This window comes from Qipengyuania algicida (genome assembly GCF_009828025.1).
Classification (GTDB): Bacteria; Pseudomonadota; Alphaproteobacteria; order Sphingomonadales; family Sphingomonadaceae; genus Qipengyuania; species Qipengyuania algicida.
The window spans coordinates 207,054-223,310 of sequence record NZ_WTYA01000003.1 but is presented as its reverse complement, the minus strand read 5'-3'; the positions used below and the strand labels follow the sequence as shown (position 1 = coordinate 223,310).

Here is a 16,257-nt window from a genome sequence, read left to right as displayed (position 1 = left end):
TAGGATGGGACCAGGTACATAAATTCCTCCTGTAATTTCTGAAAATTGAGAAACTCATTCTTGTCAGTCTATAGCTTTGCGTCTCCTTGCTGCGACTATTCGTTTAAGATCAGGATTTTACCTTGCTTCCGCCGGGCAATAGCCGTGCGACCCGGCCGCCAAGTTTCATCAGAGTGACCAGTGTCGATTTGGGCAGGCGCCGAACGTCGGCGTACCAATTGGCGAGTGTGCCGATAAAATCGTGCATCCGACTGATACGTTCGCGCACGTGCTCTGGGATGTCGGTCCGGCCGTCGAGGCTTTGCGAAAGCTCCCGCAGCAGTTGGATCGTAGGATCGATTTCACGACGCTTGCGCTCCGCCGTAATCTTCATGAGCATGTCCCAGAGATCGGTATCGGCGATGAAATGATCGCGACGATCGCCCTCCACATGGACGCGACGCACGATTTGGTAAGATTGCAATTCCTTGAGGCCGTTCGATACGTTCGAGCGGGCAAGGCCCAGCTTTTCGCAGATTTCCTCGGCATGACGCGGTTGCGTCGATAGATAGAGCAGGGCGTGAATCTGGGCGACCGAACGATTGACGCCCCATTCTGTCCCCATCTCACCCCAATGGAGGATGAAAGCACGCGCCTCTGGGATATCCATGATGTCGGTCACGAGTCACTCCACAACTTCATTTCTGCAAATACAGAAATTACCGAAAGAGTCAACAAGAGCAGACTGATGAGGGTCGAGATTTGTGCTTACTGCTGGTCCTGCCCCAGCATCGGTGACGGATCGCCCAGCACCAGTTGCGCGTCGGAAAAGCGCATTGGGCTGCGCAGGCCGGTGAGGTTGTCGGCCATCGGGAAGGTCATGCCGCGCGCGATGACCTGGGGGTCTTCGAAAACCTCGCTGAGCTCATTGATCGGGCCGGCGGGCACGCCGGCTTTCGCGCAGGATTCCAGCAGGGCGTCGCGCTGCCATTTGCACGTGGATGCGGCGATGATGCCGTCGATTTCCTCGCGATTGGCGATGCGCGCTTCATTGGTGGCGAAGCGTTCCTCGCCGAGCAGGTCGCTGCGCTCCAGCAGGGTCAAGAGCTTACGGAACAAGCCGTCATTGGCTGGGGCCAAGACCACTGGCCCGTCCTGCGTCGGGAATACGCCATAGGCGCTCACCTGCGCGTGGAGGTTGCCCATGCGCGGCGGATTGTCGCCGGTGGTAAAGAAAGATTGGGCCTGATGCGCGAGCAGTGAGACCGAGCAATCGAACAGCGCCATGTCGATATGTTGCCCGGTCCCGGTCCGTGCCCGCATTGCCAGCGCGGATTGGATCGCGATCGTCGAATAGAGCCCGCAGAACAGGTCCGAGATCGACAGGCCGTGCTTCATTGGCTCGCCCTCCGGCTCTCCGGTCAGCGCCATGAACCCGCTCATCGCCTGGATCACGAAGTCATAGCCGGGTTCGTCGCGGCGTGGGCCGTCCTGTCCGAAGCCGGTGATCGAGCAATAGACGATACCGGGATTGGCCGATGACAGGCTGGCGTAGTCCAGACCAAAACGCGCCAGCGTTCCGGGTTTGAAATTCTCGATCACCACGTCGGCATTGGCTGCAAGGGCGGCGACGATTGCCAGATCGTTGGCATCCTTGAAATTCGCAACGATCGATCGCTTGCCGCGATTGCAGCCGTGGTAATAGGCCGCCTCCCGCTCGCCATTGGATCGTGTCACGAAAGGCGGGCCCCACAAACGTGTGCCGTCGCCATCCGGGCTTTCGACCTTGATCACATCCGCGCCCAGATCGCTGAGCGTCTGCCCGGCCCATGGACCGGCGAGCACGCGGGCGAGTTCGAGGACTTTGAGCCCGGCGAGCGGGCTGTTCGGATTGCGAGGGTGATCGAGCCACATGGAGAGCATCGCTGGGGTAGCGGAGGCAGCGGGTCAAGTCAGTTGCTATAGACTCCGGTATCCTCGTGCGGCCATGCGCCAAGGCGCGGCGTATTGCGGTCCAGGAACAGCGCAGGCAGCTTTGCCAGCATCAGCGATTTGTGGATCCAGTAATCGGTCCAGCGTTCGCGCCGGGTGGCGCGCGGCTGCCGACCGTTTTCGCGCAGCCATTCGTCATAGGGTTGCCAGTGGCTCGGCTCGTCGCGCGCGACCACCTCAAAGATTTTCCGCATCGCATTGTCCGAACGGATGTGGCGGTTGCCAAGCAATTGTTCGACCTGCGCCATGCCGCGCTGCTCGGTAATCATTATGACCCGGCACAGACGCTCGAACGCGTCCGGATCGGCGACGATGGCCGCCGTGTCGAGCTCCTCGATGGTGCAGCCGAACACACTTTCGATGAAGTGATCAATATGGCCGCAGGTGCGGTTCACCTTGAGCGGCATGGTCCGGCGTAGCTCGAACCAGCGGCGGAACATGTTGTAATGCTTTTCCTCGTCCGCGCGGTTCTTTTCCACCGCGGCGATAAAGGCGTGATTGTCCGGACAATGCGCGCGGACCGCCTCCAGCACGCGGTCGAGCGAGGTGTATCCGCGATGCTCGTTATAGATATAGATCGACGCCAGCACGTCGAGGAAGCGGTTCCGGAAGATAGTGTTAAGACCCATCCATCTTGTATCGCATGGAATTGAGTCGCGACCTAGAGGTTGTGCAGCATTGGGGAACATCGTTCCGGGTCGATATTTGTTCGATGGTAGCTGCAAGGAGTTCCATCGATGTCGGATAGCCCCTCGATCAAGGTGACGCAGGATGGGCCGTATCTCGTCAGTGGCGGGGCTGTTCTGCTCCGCCAGACGATCGGTATCAACGCCGATGAAGAGGCGGTGGAATGGGACGAGGGCGCCGAGGTCGCGGCGCCCACGAAATACGCATTGTGCCGCTGCGGGCATTCGTCGAACAAGCCGTTCTGTGACGGCTCACACCAGACCAGCGGCTTCGACGGCGAGGAAACCGCTTCGCGCCAGCCTTACGAGTTGCAGGCCGAGCGGATGAGCGGCCCGGAACTCGACCTGACCGATGCCGAGGAATTGTGCGCCTTCGCCCGGTTCTGCGATCGCAACGGCAAGGTCTGGAACCAGGTCGATCATACCGACGAGGAGGACGTTGCCGAAACTTTTGTGACGCAGGTGAACCAGTGTCCCTCGGGTCGGCTGCGCGCATGGAAGGCCGATAGCGACGAGGCGATCGAGGAGGACCTGCCGCAAGACCTGTGCCTGGTCGAGGATCCCGGCGAGGAATGCTCCGGGCCGATCTGGGTGCGCGGTGGCATCCCGATCGAGGCCGTCGATGGCGAGACATACGAAGTCCGCAACCGCGTGGCGCTATGCCGCTGCGGGGCGTCGGACAACAAGCCGTTCTGCGATGGCACCCACGCCAAGATCGGTTTCAAGGAGCGCGACTGAACCGCTCTTTCCAGTTCAGCTCACGTAATGCGCCGTCGTCTTGGCGGCGATCTCGTCCGCCGTCACGCCGGGAGCCATCTCGATCAGCTTGAACGGGCTGTCGTGATCCGGCCGCTGGAACACCGCCAGGTCTGTGATGATCATGTCGACCACGTTTCTCCCGGTCAGCGGCAGGGTGCATTCGGGGATGAACTTGGGATCGCCGTGCTTGCTGGTGTGCTCCATCACCACGATGATCTTCTTGACCCCGGCGACGAGGTCCATAGCCCCGCCCATGCCCTTGATCATCTTGCCCGGGATCATCCAGTTGGCGATGTCGCCACCCTGGCTGACTTCCATCGCGCCGAGCACGGTCAGGTCGATATGCCCACCACGGATCATCGCGAAGCTGGTGGCGCTGTCGAAATAGGCCGAATGCGGCAGTTCGCTGATCGTCTGCTTGCCCGCGTTGATGAGGTCGGCATCGACCTCCTCTTCCAGCGGAAACGGCCCGATGCCGAGCATCCCGTTCTCGCTCTGCAGCGTCACCATCATGCCTTCGGGAATGTGGTTGGCGACCAGCGTCGGGATGCCGATGCCGAGGTTGACGTAATAGCCGTCCTCCAGCTCGCGTGCGGCGCGGGCGGCCATTTCGTCACGGGTCCATCCGGCCTTGGTGGCGGTATCGCTCATGTCACTTGTCCTCGTCTTTGGTGCCGGGTTTCCAGCGGGCGTCGGGTGGGAAGACCTCGCCGACGGTGCCTTTGATCGAATCGCCATAGACCGGGTTGGGCAGGGCGAACCACCCTGCGCCCCACAGCCGGGCGAATTTTCCGGTCGCAGCGAGTTCGCGGCGCGCCTGCGGAGCAAGGCCGGAGGTGTTGAACACATCGGCAAAGTCGCCGAGATTGTCACCGCCGAGCGCGATTACGCAATATTTGGCGGCAATCGTGGCTCGGCGACCGTCCTTGCGGCTGCCCATCGCATCGTCTCCGGCGAGGAAAAGCGTTTGCCCATGGACCACCTTGCCCAGACCCGCGGCGGCGATTGCTTCTGTCGTCCCTGCGGCTGTGTCGGATTTGCGATTGGTGTTGAAAACAACCGTTATGCCCGCCTCGCGCAGCCGCCTGATCCCGGTGACCGCCCCGGGGACGGGTGCGACAGAGGGCGCGCCGGTACGAGCGTAATCGGCCCATTCCCGGGAGTCGTACCCGTGCCCGGAATAGGCTTGCCAGAACTCGTAGCCGCGGTTGAGGATCACTGTTTCATCGACATCAAACACCACCGCGAGGGGCTTGATCGACTTGTCCGCGTTGAGGCAGGATACGGTGCCGACCCCGCCGGGCGCATCGGGCAGCCCCATCGGGACCGATTGCGGGATGGAGCGCCGCCTGCTCATCGCGACCGCGTAATCGCTCAGCATTCGATAGGTCTGGATCGAGGCGCCGGCCGCTTCGCCGGAGCCGTAGAGCCAGCGCATGGAGTCCGATGCAGGCCGGGTGAGGGGATCGACGGATGCGGCCGCGTTAGCCTGTGCATCCGCGGCCGCCATTGCTGTCTGGGCCGCGGATTCGACACGGTTGCCTGCACCTGCGGCATCGACGTTCACGCAACCGGCCAGCAGGGCCGTCGTGATAAGAAGGGATGCCGCAGCGGTTTTCATCGAATATCTCCGGTTCCGGCCGGAATGCCGGTTGCAGGGAACGGACTGGCGATAAACCATCCGTGGTTGATCATGCTCTCAAGTGCAACCGCAGAGGCTGGATCCTTGAGATAAAGATAGAGATCGTCGAAATCGCTGCGACTGTCGCCAACGATGGCAATCGGGCAATACCTCTTGGCGAGCATAGTGCGGACTGCCTCCTTGTTGCCTTGTGATGCGTTCGGCAGCGCCAATTCGTCGGCGCCTTCCGGGTCGAGGCCGGAGGCGACGAGCTTGTGCTCGATCGCAGTGGCTTCACTCTCGCGGGCGGCGGAAACCCATACGATCTTCGCGCCCTGTCCGCGCAGCACCGCAAGCGTTTTCGCCAGCGCGGGGTTGGCATCGCCAGCGGTCTGTGGATCGAAGGCAGTCTTGCCCGGATCGAGATCGACGAGCACCGCAGGCGGCAGGGAAGCGCAGTCCATCCGGGTCGGCTGGAGCGAGCCGGGATCTGCCAGCAAGGCGCTGTCGCGCGGTTCGTCGGCACCCTTTGCCATTTCCGCACCGGCAAAAGTCGCCAGCGCGTCGATCGAGAGGCTGTCCGTACTTGTCGCAGTGTCGGGCGGAGGCAGAGCGGTGAGATCGGTGCGCACCAGCTGGGTGCCTGCGGGCAAGGCGGGATCGCTTGTATCCTGTTCCGCGTGCTTTGACGCGTGGTGTCCGCGCAACAATGCGCCGCCTGCAGCCGCCGGTATTGCCATCGCGACGCAGCCCGAGAGCAGCGGCGCGGTGGCGATCAGGCTTGCGATGGCTCGCAGGCGGGACGGCATGGTCAGGCCGCTGCTGGCTCTCGAACGGTGCGGAATTCGATCTGCTTGTCGTAGGGCGCGCCCAGCACCAGCCGATTGACGAAAACACCGGGCAGGTGGATCGCATCGGGATCGAGGCTGCCGATTGGCACGATTTCCTCGACCTCAACTACGCAGACCTTGCCGCAGGTTGCGGCGGGCTGGTTGAAATTTTGCGCGGTCTTGCGGAACACGACATTGCCGGTTTCGTCTGCCTTCCACGCTTTCACGATGGAAAGGTCGGCAAAAATCCCGCGCTCGAGGATGAAGTCTTCCATCTCGCCATCGCGATTGGGGAACTGCTTCACTTCCTTGCCCTCGGCGACCTGCGTGCCGACGCCGGTCTTGGTATAGAAGCCGGGGATACCCGCACCGCCCGCGCGCATACGTTCGGCGAGCGTGCCTTGCGGGCAGAACTCCACCTCCAGCTCGCCGGAAAGGAATTGCCGTTCGAACTCCTTGTTCTCCCCGACATAGGAGCTGATCATCTTCTTGACCTGCTTCGTGCGCAGCAGCTTGCCGATGCCCCGATTGTCGATCCCGGCATTGTTGCTGGCGAAGGTCAGGTCCTTCACTCCCGAGTCGCGGATCGCGTCGAGCAATCTTTCAGGAATCCCGCAAAGACCGAAACCGCCGCTGGCGATCAATAAGCCGTCTTTGAGCAATCCTTCGAGGGCAGCGGACGCATCGGGGAAGATTTTCTGCATGGAAACTCCTGTCTGTCGCGTGTCCACTAGGCAATCGAGGCCGGGCTGTCACCCGTCAATGGCGAGGTGCGGCATCCCTTGCTGCACCGCAACAAACCGTTCGATGAGAAAGCGGGAAACAGTTTCTCTATTGCGAGTCGACGATAAAAAATATTGAAAACAATCAGTTGATGCTACGTTGCGTTTTGTGCAACCGTGAATGTTTTTTCCGCACTTGCGAAGTGTGAGCGACTGCAGCATATCTTTCCTTGCCTTTCAGGCATCCTCTCCCAAACTTTCATGCCCGGTCGGCTTGCCGACCGGGCATTTTTCTTGCCTGCACACTAGGGATTCCCAACCTTGCCGGGGATTGGCCGGAGCCAAATTCTGCCTCGCTCATTGGTAAAGCGCGTCCGGCATCCTATCTTGCCGGTCCAACCGAAGATTACGGTACGCGAAGCAGTATAAGGACGGCGGAAAATATGGCCGACGCGCAATCCGCGACAGACGAAAAGACGGTACGTTTACAGGTGGCGGCAGCCCGGCAGGAAGAAAGCGGGCAGGGAATCGCGCGATTGCCGCGCACCGCGTTTCAGACCCTTGGCATCACCGAAGGCGACGTTGTCGAACTGGTCGGCAAGCGTAGCACGCCCGCGCTGGCCATGCCCGCCTATGACGAGGATCAGGCGCTGTCGGTCGTCCGCCTCGACGGGCTCCAGCGCGCCAATGCCGAGGTCGGCTCGGGCGAGCATGTGATCATCAAGGCGACCGAATCGCGCCCTGCCACACGCGTCGTATTCGCCCCCGCAAACCGCGAGATGCGCCTGCAGGGCCCGACACAAGCACTCAAGCGCAACTTTTTTCGCCGTCCGCTGTTGGCAGGCGATCTCGTCGCCACCACCGGACAGCAGCCGGTGCAGAACATGCCGCCCGAAGTGCGCCGGATGTTCAACGCCCCGGCCTATGCGCTCACGCAAATCCGCCTGACTGTGGTTTCCACCAGTCCCAAGGGTATCGTCCATATCGACGAGAAAACCGAGGTTGAGCTGCGCGCCGAGTTCGAGGAGCCGCATGGTGGCCGCGCGGTGGTCAATTACGATGACGTCGGCGGTATGGCCGATACCATCCAGCAATTGCGCGAGATGGTCGAACTGCCGCTGCGCTATCCCGAACTGTTCACTCGCCTCGGGGTCGATCCGCCCAAGGGCGTGCTGCTGCATGGGCCGCCGGGCACGGGCAAGACGCGGCTCGCGCAGGCAGTCGCGAATGAATCGGACGCCAGCTTCTCGATCATCAACGGGCCGGAAATCATGGGCTCGGGCTATGGCGAGAGCGAAAAGCGTCTGCGCGAAGTGTTCGAGGAAGCAGCGCGCAACGCCCCCGCGATCGTGTTCATCGACGAGATCGATTCGATTGCGCCCAAGCGCGACAGAGTGATGGGTGAGGCGGAAAAACGCCTCGTTGCCCAATTGCTCACCCTGATGGACGGTCTGGAGGCGCGCGCCAATGTCGTGGTGATCGCGGCGACCAATCGCCCGGACGCGATCGATGAGGCCCTGCGGCGTCCGGGCCGGTTCGACCGCGAAATCGTGATCGGCGTGCCTGACGAGAACGGGCGGCGCGAGATCCTGGGCATCCACACGCGCGGAATGCCGCTGGGCGACAAGGTCGACCTCAAGGAATTGTCGCGCATCACCTATGGGTTTGTCGGGGCCGACATCGCTGCGCTCGCGCGCGAAGCGGCCATCGAGGCGGTGCGCCGGATCATGCCGCGGATCGACCTCGACGAAGGGACGATCCCGCCCGAAGTGCTCGACGACCTGTTCGTCAGCCGAGAGGATTTCTTGTCCGCATTGAAGCGCATCCAGCCCTCAGCCATGCGCGAGGTGATGGTGCAGGTGCCCAATGTCGGCTGGGACGATATCGGCGGTGTGGGCGAGGCGATCGACAAGCTCAAGGAAGGGATCGAGCTGCCGCTCAAGCATCCCGATGCATTCCATCGGCTCGGCATCCGTCCGGCGCAGGGCTTCCTGCTGTATGGTCCTCCGGGGACGGGCAAAACGCTGCTCGCAAAGGCGGTCGCGAAGGAGGCGGAGGCCAATTTCATCTCGATGAAAAGCTCCGACCTGCTGTCCAAATGGTATGGTGAGAGCGAGCAGCAGATCGCACGCATGTTCCAGCGTGCCCGCGCAGTGGCACCTTGCGTGCTGTTCATTGACGAGATCGACAGCCTCGTCCCCGCACGCGGAAGCGGGCAGGGCGAACCGCAGGTCACTGGGCGGGTGGTCAACACCATCCTTGCCGAAATGGACGGGCTGGAAGAGCTGCAATCGGTGGTGGTGGTCGGGGCGACCAACCGCCCAACGCTAGTCGATCCGGCGCTGCTGCGGCCCGGTCGGTTCGATGAGCTGGTCTATGTCGGCACCCCCGACAAGCCCGGGCGCGAGCGTATCCTTGGCATTCACACTAAGGATATGCCGCTGGCAAGCGATGTGTCGCTGGCCGACATTGCTGCCAAAACCGAGCGCTTCACCGGGGCCGACCTCGAAGATGTCGTGCGCCGCGCCGGGCTCAACGCGCTGCATCGCGCCGGTGGCGATGTGCAGCAGGTGACCGATGCCGACTTCCGGGAGGCGCTGGAAGACTCACGCGCGACCGTGACGCCGCAGATGGAAGAAGAGTATCAGCGGATGCGCGGCGAGTTGAAGAAGCGCGCAGCGGAGGTCCAGCCGATCGGTTTCATCTATGATGGGATGGTTGAATCCACGCGCGCATCCAAGCACGAATAGGCTGCCCACCATCGTCGGATCGACGTGATTGGCAAACCCGAAGATCAAGCGGGGCGGAACCGGCTATCGCAACCGGTTCCGCCCCAATTTTTGGAATCGACAATCAAACGTAGCTGAGCGTCGCGTTCTGCCTGCCGCGCCGACGCAACGCGCCCCCGACAAAAGCGAAGCCGAAGATCAACATCGCCCAGGTTGCGGGCTCGGGCACACCGAGATAGCCGTCGATGAAATTCTTGTTGTAGGACACGAGCGTGTTGCCCGCGATCTCTCCGACAGAGGAATTCGTGCAGCGTCCGCTCGACGACGCGTAAGGGTCGATATAACCCGCGCCGCAACCGCCTTGGAACGCAGCCGCCGATATGCCGAAGGATGTGACCGTCGCAATCGCGCCGTTGATGAATTCCGGACCGCCGGAATCGCCCGGCGATGAATTCGACTCTCCCGGAATGCCAGTTTGCTGGTTGCCGCCGAGCTGCCCGAACACGTCGTGCGCAGCGGTACCGTCGTCGAAGTCCGACATCACGACGCCGTGAGAAACGTCGTAGAAAACCTCGTCGCCGTAATATTCGTAGATATTGGTGCCGACGCGCTTGTAATAGTCGCTCAGGCTGGGATCGGTGCCGGTCGGACCGCCGATCGAGCCGGCGCCCACTTCGGTATATTGCTGCAGAGGGTCGCCATAATACAGGTCATAGGTGTCGTAGCCGGTCGCCTGGTTGCCGAGGGTGAACAGCGCGACGTCATAACCGGACAGGATATCGCCGTTGTAATCGGGGTTGAACGCATAGTTGATCGCGCCGAAACCTGCCGCAGTGCCGTCGATCGCCGCTCCGAGCGAAGGCAGGAAGAAGCTGATCGAAGTAACCGGGTCATAGTTTCCGGCTTCATCGTGATCGTACAGGCAATGCGCTGCGGTCAACACCGTGGTGGAATTGATGAGCGACCCTGTGCAGACCCCGACGAGCCCGGTCGATGCGGTCTGGATGTAGACACTGCCCACGCCCGAATAGCCGCTCGTCCTGGCGGTCGGTATGTCCGAGGCATTGGCATAAGTCATCCGGCTTTCGGCATAGCCCGAGGCGGCATATTGCGCAGCTTGCGCCGCACTGGCCGCGAAAACGGACGCGGCAAGCATCATACTCAATTTGATCTTCATGAAATCCCCCTCATTGGATCGGACCGCGATTTCGAGGGCAGCGACCCACGCACGATCTGAAGCGGAACGCTATTGCGTCCGGCGGCGATCCTCAACCCGAAATTTACGAAAAATTAAGCATTTACCGTTTCAGATTGGGACAGGTCTTGCCCGAAATCCTGTTTTCATCGGGGGTGGCGCGGTATTGCAACAGCCTGTCGCGCCGGATGACTATATGCGCGGCAGCCGAACAGCCGGTCGATCGCAGACAGCGCGATGCCGCCGGCCGCGAGGGCCGACGGCACTTGGCGTCACCGGTTAGCCGCTCTCAGGCGAACTGGAGCGTTACGCGCCGGGTGCTGCGGTGCCGCAGCTTCAGACCGACGCCAGCGAAGCCGAGAATCAGGATGGCCCATGTGGCAGGCTCAGGAACCGGCGCGACATCACTCACCGCCCTGGCCGAAAAAGTCGTGCTGGCCGAGCAGGTCTTGCCCGGAATGCAGGTAAGCAGCTGCGATCCGACGCTGTAAACATTGTAGAGCTTCGGCCCGGCCGTGAACGCCAGCCCGCCCAGCGTGAACGGCGTGCCGCTCTCGGTGAACTTGTTGTCATTGCTGGGCCGGAACGGCGCGGTGCCGGGTGCCGACAGAACCATATCCTTGCCGCCGAAAATGCCCGCCAGCGAGGTGATGACCGAATAGCTCGTGCTGGCATCGCCAGCGGTTTCGAACGTGCCGTTGCCCGTAATGCCATTGATCGAAACATCGAACATATAGTGCGCGGCATGGGCAGGCGCGGCCATACCCAAACTCAGTGCAGCTACAGCTGGAATGTACTTTTTCATTTCAAATCCCCGGTTTCTGATCCAAACCTGCCGGGGAGATAAAGGGGCACTGGTAAACGCCACGGTAAATAATCTCGGCGATTTACCTACGTGTATCACCGGGGGACACTTTTTTGTCCGCGCGCATTCTGCAGCCGTTCGCTGCTTGCTCGCGCTGTATCAAAAGGCGGAATACGGCCCTGCAACCGCACCGCAAGCTATTCCATACCCCCCAGTATAGAATTGAAGGTCGGATATTTGACGTCGTATCATCGATAGATGAAGCGCATCAGGTCGCGATGATGCGAGTGTGTTCTGTGCAGATCGACTATCTTTGCCTGACGAGAGGGTAATGACGCGATCCTTAATATGACGAGGCAATGGCGTTCGGTGCCACTTGCCGAAACTTTAAGTCAGACCTTCGAAAAGACCAGCGAACCGGCGTTCGTGAGGCTGCCAGGCGACGTCGTGCGACGCCAGCCACGCATTGTCGTAATACGTGCAGCCATATCGCTCGCCCCCGTCGCACAGGAGGGTAACGATCGATCCCGCTTCCCCGCGCTCGCGCATCTCCTCGACCAGCGCAGCAACCGCCACCAGATTGGTGCCGGTCGATCCGCCGACCCGACGACCCAGTCGGGTGGAAAGCGCGCGCATCGCACCGATGCTGGCATCGTCGTTGACCGCGATCATCCGGTCGATGACCGAGGGAATGAAACTTGGCTCTACGCGCGGACGTCCGATCCCCTCGATACGGCTCGCGCATCCTTCGGGCAGCGATGTCACGTCGCGATCGTGGAAATGGCGATGGAATACCGACTTCTCAGGGTCGGCGACGCAAAGCCGGGTCGCATGACGCAGATAGCCGATGTAGCGACCGATGGTTGCGGAGGTCCCACCCGTGCCGGCACCGCAAACGATCCAGCTGGGGATCGGATGCTCCTCGGCCTCCATCTGTGCGAAAATGCTTTCCGCGATATTGTTATTGCCGCGCCAGTCGGTCGCGCGTTCGGCATAGGTGAACTGGTCCAGATAATGCCCGCCCGTCTCCGCTTCGAGCCGGTATGCGACGTCATATACCGTGCGCGGATCCTCAACGGCATGGATCTCGCCACCGTGGAAGCGGATCGCATCGAGCTTGGGGGCGGCGGTTGCGGCGGGCACTACTGCGATGAAGCGCAACCCCAGCATCCTTGCGAAATAGGCTTCGCTGACCGCCGTCGATCCAGAGGATGCCTCGATGACGCAGGTGTCCGGCCCGATCCAGCCATTGCACAGCGCGTACAGGAACAACGACCGCGCCAGCCGGTGCTTGAGGCTGCCGGTGGGGTGGCTGCTTTCATCCTTCAGATACAGGGTGATACCCGGATAGCGCGGCAGATCGACCCGGATCAGATGCGTATCGGCGGACCGGTTGAAATCCGCCTCGATCTGCCGGATAACCTCGGCACGCCACGTCCGGACGGAGGCTTCACTGGAATTAGTGAACATTGTCGACCGCTCCCTGTCGAACGAACATCATACGACGCCCATTAAGCACATGATCGATCGCAGATGATATCTGGTCGGCGCGGACATCGTCTGATCGCGACGTTTAAAAAGGAATATCGTCGTCGAGATCGTCGTAGTTCGAGCCACCGCCAGAGCCAGAGCCGCCACTCGAGCCGCCACCGCGCCAATCGTCTCCACCGCCCGATTGCTGTCCGCCGCCCTGGTTGTTCCAGCCGCCTGAACGTTGCCCGCCACCACCGCCACCGCCTGAAGCGCCGTCGAGCATCGTCAGCGTCCCGTTGAGGCCGCGCAGCACCACCTCGGTCGAATAGCGGTCCTGACCGTTCTGGTCCTGCCATTTGCGCGTCTGGAGCTGGCCCTCGATATAGACCTTGCTGCCTTTCTTGAGGAACCGTTCGACCACGCCGATCAGCCCTTCGGAGAAGATCGCTACCGTGTGCCACTCGGTGCGTTCCTGCCGTTCGCCGGTATTGCGGTCCTTCCACGTCTCGCTCGTGGCGATGCGCAGATTGGCGACCTTGCCGCCGTTCTGGAAGCTGCGAATCTCCGGGTCCGCTCCGAGATTGCCGATCAGCATGACCTTGTTGAGAGACCCAGCCATTTCAAACCTTCCTTCGCCTAAAATCCGAGCGCGATGGCGCTCCAGTAAGTGATTCCGGCAAACAGGTAGGCCAACCCGAACAGGTAGCCAACCATGAAGGCAGGCCATTTCCACCCATTCGTCTCACGCCGGGTGACGGCGATGGTCGAGAGGCATTGCGGGGCGAACACGAACCACGCGAGGAAGGCGAGCGCAGTCGGCAGGCTCCAGCTCGCCTGCAAGCGCGCGATCAGTCCGCGGTCGTTTTCCGCCTCGGTCCTGGCATCCACGGCATAGGTGGTGGCGAGCGCTGACACGGCGACCTCGCGCGCAGCCATCGCCGGGATCAACGCAAGCCCGATCTCGCGATTGAAGCCGATGGGTTTGAGCACCGGGGCGATACCGTCGGCAATCTTGCCGGCGAAAGACGCATCGAGCTGGCTTTGTCCCGGCTGGGCCTGCGGGAAGCTCAGCAGGATCCACAGGGCGACGGTGGCCGAGAGGATGATCGTGCCCGCGCGCCGCAGGAACACGAAGGCGCGTTGCCACAGACCGATCGCGACATCGCGCAGGCGCGGCAGCTGATAGCGCGGCATTTCCATGATGAAGCCCGACGCGGCGCCCTTGGTCAGCGTTCCGCGCAGCAGCAAAGCGGCGACCATCGCCCCGACGATTCCCGATACATAGAGTCCGAAAAGCACCAGCCCCTGCAGCCCGATCCCCGGTCCCACCGTAGTCGCCGGGATAAACGCGCCGATAATCACCGCATAGACCGGCAGACGTGCTGAACAGGTCATCAGCGGGGCGATCAATATGGTCGTTAGCCGATCCTTTGGGTCCGAGATCGAGCGCGTCGCCATGATCCCCGGCACCGCGCAGGCAAAGCTGGAGAGCAGTGGGATGAAGCTTTTGCCCGACAGGCCCACGCCCGCCATCAGCCGGTCCATCAGGAAGGCGGCACGCGCCATGTAGCCGCTCGCTTCCATGATCAGGATGAAGAAGAACAGGATCAGGATCTGCGGCAGGAACACCACCACCGATCCCACGCCCGCAATGATCCCCTGCGTCAGGAAATCGCGCAAAATCGATTGCGGCATCTCGCTGGAGACGAACGCCGACAGGGCGGTGAAGCCGGCATCGATCGCGTCGGCAAACGGCGTTGCCCAGGCGAAGACCGCCTGGAACATCACGAACAGGAAGGCGAACAGGATCAGCGGGCCGATCCACGGGTTCAGCAGCAGCCGGTCGAGCCCATTGGCAACCGTGTGCCGGGCGCTGCGCGAAAGGATCGCGGCGCGGGCCATCGTTTTGGCCGCCAGCCGCCTTTCGGGCAGCGTTAGGTGCCAGTTGGGGTTGGGGGCGTCATCGGCATGGGTCTCGGCCGCAGCGATCGCCGCGGTCAGCTCGTCCAGCCCGCGCCGCCGCACCGCGACCGTGGAGATCACCGGTACGCCGAGCGCTTCCTCCAGTGCATTCGAATCGAGCGTCAGCCCGTCCCGCTCGGCAAGGTCGATCATGTTGAGGGCCACCACTGTCGGTCGGCCAAGCTCAAGTACTTCCTGCGCGAACACCAGATGCTGTTCGAGATTGGCGGCATCGAGCACCAGGATCAGTACTTCCGGCCGCACTTCGCCTTCGAGCCGCCCTTGTACGGCCTTTTCGGTGACGACTTCGTCCGGGCTGGCCGCGTCGAGGGAATAGGCACCGGGCAGGTCGATCAGCTCGACCGGTTCGCCGCTCGGCAGGATCAGCCGTCCCGCCTTGCGCTCGACAGTGACGCCGGGATAATTGGCGATCTTCTGGCGTGCCCCGGTCAGCGCGTTGAACAGCGCGCTCTTGCCCGAGTTCGGGTTGCCGACCAGCGCGGCGGTACGATGGCGGGTCACAGTGCCTCCACTGCGATGGCGCGGGCGTGGCTTCGCCGCAGCGCGATCGTCATATTGCCCAGGGTAATCGCGATCGGGTCGCCGCCGCCGAAGATTCCGCGATGGCTGACGGTCAGTTCGCTGTCGACGTCCACCCCGAGGGCGCGCAGGCGCTTGGCCTCCTCGGGCGCAATCAAGTCCCAGGTCACCGATTTGATGCGAGCCGGTGCGCCGATGCCGAGTCGGTCGAGCGTCATTCCCGCCCGCTGCCAGACCGGAGCATCAATTGCAAGCGCCTCGCAATAGCGTTTTATGAAATGTTGCTCATGGAGGCGGTCAGCGTGCGGGGTAGCGCAAGCGGCCGAGGAAGCGCATCGGTGAGAAGTGCTCGCGATTGCTGCCCAGCCACTTCGCCTTGACCTTCTCGAATTTCATCACGCCGTCGATCCGGCGGTCGAGGAAGGCGCGCGTTTCCTGCTTACCCTCGCTCTCGTCCTGGACGAACACCGCCAGCGTTGCGGCGTAGAGCGAAGCGAGAATCGCGCGTTTGGTGTAGTGGTTGTAATCGGTCGCCGTATCGCCGGCGAGCCGCCACATTACATCCGCGCTGCCCCAGCCCAGCTTGAGCGCGGTGGTCGCATTGCGCGGCATTGCCATTATCGCCAGCGCGCGCCGCAGCGCCTCTTCCTGACCGGCGACATGATCGAGCCGGAACTGCACAAGGCTGCGAATGCGCTCGCGGATTTTCATCTCGGCAAGCTTCGATGGCGGCAGGGCGGCGGCCATCGCACGGTCGATTGCTTCGATCCACGCGGAAACCATCGCCATCTGGAGCGACGCCGATCCCGCCTGCCTGAACGCCAACCGCGCCACATCGCGATCCACACCTGCACCATCGGCGGCCTGATCGAGCGCGGTCTCGCTCCAGCCATCGAAGATCGCTGCATCGGCAATCGCCGGAGCCAGCGCCACGCGCAATTCGTCGAGCGTCAGATCATCCATG

At 62.1% G+C, this 16,257-nt stretch carries 16 protein-coding genes; 2 read left to right on the top strand and 14 right to left on the bottom strand.

Annotated elements, in window-relative coordinates:
- Positions 1-109: 109 nt before the first annotated feature.
- The 3 genes from GRI58_RS05620 to GRI58_RS05610 form a co-directional block, all read right to left on the bottom strand.
- Positions 110-649 carry a GbsR/MarR family transcriptional regulator gene (locus GRI58_RS05620; protein ID WP_160752673.1) on the bottom strand — a complete coding sequence of 180 codons (540 nt, stop codon included), beginning with the start codon at positions 647-649 and terminating at the stop codon, positions 110-112.
- 98 nt (positions 650-747) lie between these two features.
- Positions 748-1,893 (bottom strand): CaiB/BaiF CoA transferase family protein, encoded by a 1,146-nt coding sequence (locus GRI58_RS05615; RefSeq protein ID WP_160752588.1) that lies wholly within the window; start codon positions 1,891-1,893, stop codon positions 748-750.
- A 38-nt stretch (positions 1,894-1,931) separates the two neighbouring features.
- Positions 1,932-2,600, bottom strand: coding sequence for a ferritin-like domain-containing protein (locus GRI58_RS05610; protein WP_160752587.1), 669 nt, complete (start codon positions 2,598-2,600; stop codon positions 1,932-1,934).
- A gap of 108 nt (positions 2,601-2,708) precedes the next feature.
- On the opposite strand from GRI58_RS05610, the gene GRI58_RS05605 reads away from it, so the two are divergent.
- The gene (locus GRI58_RS05605; RefSeq protein WP_160752586.1) at positions 2,709-3,395 is read left to right on the top strand and encodes a CDGSH iron-sulfur domain-containing protein; all 687 of its coding nucleotides are present in this window, start codon (positions 2,709-2,711) and stop codon (positions 3,393-3,395) included.
- A gap of 15 nt (positions 3,396-3,410) precedes the next feature.
- Here the strand turns inward: GRI58_RS05605 and GRI58_RS05600 are convergent, their stop codons facing one another.
- The 4 genes from GRI58_RS05600 to GRI58_RS05585 are packed head-to-tail and all read right to left on the bottom strand — an operon-like array spanning position 3,411 to position 6,571.
- A complete protein-coding gene (locus GRI58_RS05600) occupies positions 3,411-4,067 on the bottom strand; it encodes a CoA transferase subunit B (protein WP_160752585.1) in 657 nt (218 codons plus the stop codon).
- A 1-nt stretch (position 4,068) separates the two neighbouring features.
- On the bottom strand, positions 4,069-5,037 hold the full coding sequence (locus tag GRI58_RS05595; RefSeq protein WP_160752584.1) for a 5'-nucleotidase, lipoprotein e(P4) family: 969 nt from the start codon (positions 5,035-5,037) through the stop codon (positions 4,069-4,071).
- The gene (locus tag GRI58_RS05590) at positions 5,034-5,846 is read right to left on the bottom strand and encodes an HAD family hydrolase (RefSeq protein WP_160752583.1); all 813 of its coding nucleotides are present in this window, start codon (positions 5,844-5,846) and stop codon (positions 5,034-5,036) included. The genes GRI58_RS05595 and GRI58_RS05590 overlap by 4 nt, the downstream gene beginning before the upstream one ends.
- A gap of 2 nt (positions 5,847-5,848) precedes the next feature.
- On the bottom strand, positions 5,849-6,571 hold the full coding sequence (locus GRI58_RS05585) for a CoA transferase subunit A (protein ID WP_160752582.1): 723 nt from the start codon (positions 6,569-6,571) through the stop codon (positions 5,849-5,851).
- A gap of 461 nt (positions 6,572-7,032) precedes the next feature.
- On the opposite strand from GRI58_RS05585, the gene GRI58_RS05580 reads away from it, so the two are divergent.
- Positions 7,033-9,339 (top strand): CDC48 family AAA ATPase, encoded by a 2,307-nt coding sequence (locus GRI58_RS05580; protein ID WP_160752581.1) that lies wholly within the window; start codon positions 7,033-7,035, stop codon positions 9,337-9,339.
- Between the two features lie 103 nt (positions 9,340-9,442).
- Here the strand turns inward: GRI58_RS05580 and GRI58_RS05575 are convergent, their stop codons facing one another.
- The 7 genes from GRI58_RS05575 to GRI58_RS05545 all read right to left on the bottom strand — a co-directional run bounded on the left by GRI58_RS05575 (position 9,443) and on the right by GRI58_RS05545 (position 16,256).
- Positions 9,443-10,495, bottom strand: coding sequence for a PEPxxWA-CTERM sorting domain-containing protein (locus tag GRI58_RS05575; RefSeq protein WP_160752672.1), 1,053 nt, complete (start codon positions 10,493-10,495; stop codon positions 9,443-9,445).
- 307 nt (positions 10,496-10,802) lie between these two features.
- Positions 10,803-11,318: a PEPxxWA-CTERM sorting domain-containing protein gene (locus GRI58_RS05570; protein ID WP_160752580.1), complete on the bottom strand. Its 516-nt coding sequence runs from the start codon at positions 11,316-11,318 to the stop codon at positions 10,803-10,805.
- 387 nt (positions 11,319-11,705) lie between these two features.
- A complete protein-coding gene (locus GRI58_RS05565; protein WP_160752579.1) occupies positions 11,706-12,788 on the bottom strand; it encodes a PLP-dependent cysteine synthase family protein in 1,083 nt (360 codons plus the stop codon).
- Between the two features lie 103 nt (positions 12,789-12,891).
- Positions 12,892-13,410 (bottom strand): single-stranded DNA-binding protein, encoded by a 519-nt coding sequence (gene ssb, locus GRI58_RS05560; RefSeq protein ID WP_160752578.1) that lies wholly within the window; start codon positions 13,408-13,410, stop codon positions 12,892-12,894.
- A 17-nt stretch (positions 13,411-13,427) separates the two neighbouring features.
- Positions 13,428-15,275, bottom strand: coding sequence for a FeoB small GTPase domain-containing protein (gene feoB, locus GRI58_RS05555; protein WP_160752577.1), 1,848 nt, complete (start codon positions 15,273-15,275; stop codon positions 13,428-13,430).
- Positions 15,272-15,511, bottom strand: coding sequence for a FeoA family protein (locus tag GRI58_RS05550; RefSeq protein ID WP_160752576.1), 240 nt, complete (start codon positions 15,509-15,511; stop codon positions 15,272-15,274). Before GRI58_RS05550 ends, feoB begins: the two co-directional genes overlap by 4 nt.
- Positions 15,512-15,590: 79 nt before the next feature.
- Complete coding sequence (locus GRI58_RS05545) at positions 15,591-16,256, bottom strand: COQ9 family protein (protein ID WP_237452117.1); 666 nt, start codon at positions 16,254-16,256, stop codon at positions 15,591-15,593.
- Position 16,257: the final 1 nt, after the last annotated feature.

Bases quoted from the DNA above. Each gene is read 5' to 3' on its own strand.
- GRI58_RS05600 (WP_160752585.1), bottom strand. From the start codon at position 4,067: ATGAGCGATACCGCCACCAAGGCCGGATGGACCCGTGACGAAATGGCC.
- GRI58_RS05570 (WP_160752580.1), bottom strand. From the start codon at position 11,318: ATGAAAAAGTACATTCCAGCTGTAGCTGCACTGAGTTTGGGTATGGCC.
- GRI58_RS05575 (WP_160752672.1), bottom strand. From the start codon at position 10,495: ATGAAGATCAAATTGAGTATGATGCTTGCCGCGTCCGTTTTCGCGGCC.
- GRI58_RS05545 (WP_237452117.1), bottom strand. From the start codon at position 16,256: ATGGATGATCTGACGCTCGACGAATTGCGCGTGGCGCTGGCTCCGGCG.
- GRI58_RS05590 (WP_160752583.1), bottom strand. From the start codon at position 5,846: ATGCCGTCCCGCCTGCGAGCCATCGCAAGCCTGATCGCCACCGCGCCG.
- GRI58_RS05605 (WP_160752586.1), top strand. From the start codon at position 2,709: ATGTCGGATAGCCCCTCGATCAAGGTGACGCAGGATGGGCCGTATCTC.
- GRI58_RS05565 (WP_160752579.1), bottom strand. From the start codon at position 12,788: ATGTTCACTAATTCCAGTGAAGCCTCCGTCCGGACGTGGCGTGCCGAG.
- GRI58_RS05585 (WP_160752582.1), bottom strand. From the start codon at position 6,571: ATGCAGAAAATCTTCCCCGATGCGTCCGCTGCCCTCGAAGGATTGCTC.
- ssb (WP_160752578.1), bottom strand. From the start codon at position 13,410: ATGGCTGGGTCTCTCAACAAGGTCATGCTGATCGGCAATCTCGGAGCG.
- GRI58_RS05610 (WP_160752587.1), bottom strand. From the start codon at position 2,600: ATGGGTCTTAACACTATCTTCCGGAACCGCTTCCTCGACGTGCTGGCG.
- GRI58_RS05620 (WP_160752673.1), bottom strand. From the start codon at position 649: ATGGATATCCCAGAGGCGCGTGCTTTCATCCTCCATTGGGGTGAGATG.
- GRI58_RS05595 (WP_160752584.1), bottom strand. From the start codon at position 5,037: ATGAAAACCGCTGCGGCATCCCTTCTTATCACGACGGCCCTGCTGGCC.
- GRI58_RS05550 (WP_160752576.1), bottom strand. From the start codon at position 15,511: ATGACGCTCGACCGACTCGGCATCGGCGCACCGGCTCGCATCAAATCG.
- GRI58_RS05580 (WP_160752581.1), top strand. From the start codon at position 7,033: ATGGCCGACGCGCAATCCGCGACAGACGAAAAGACGGTACGTTTACAG.
- GRI58_RS05615 (WP_160752588.1), bottom strand. From the start codon at position 1,893: ATGTGGCTCGATCACCCTCGCAATCCGAACAGCCCGCTCGCCGGGCTC.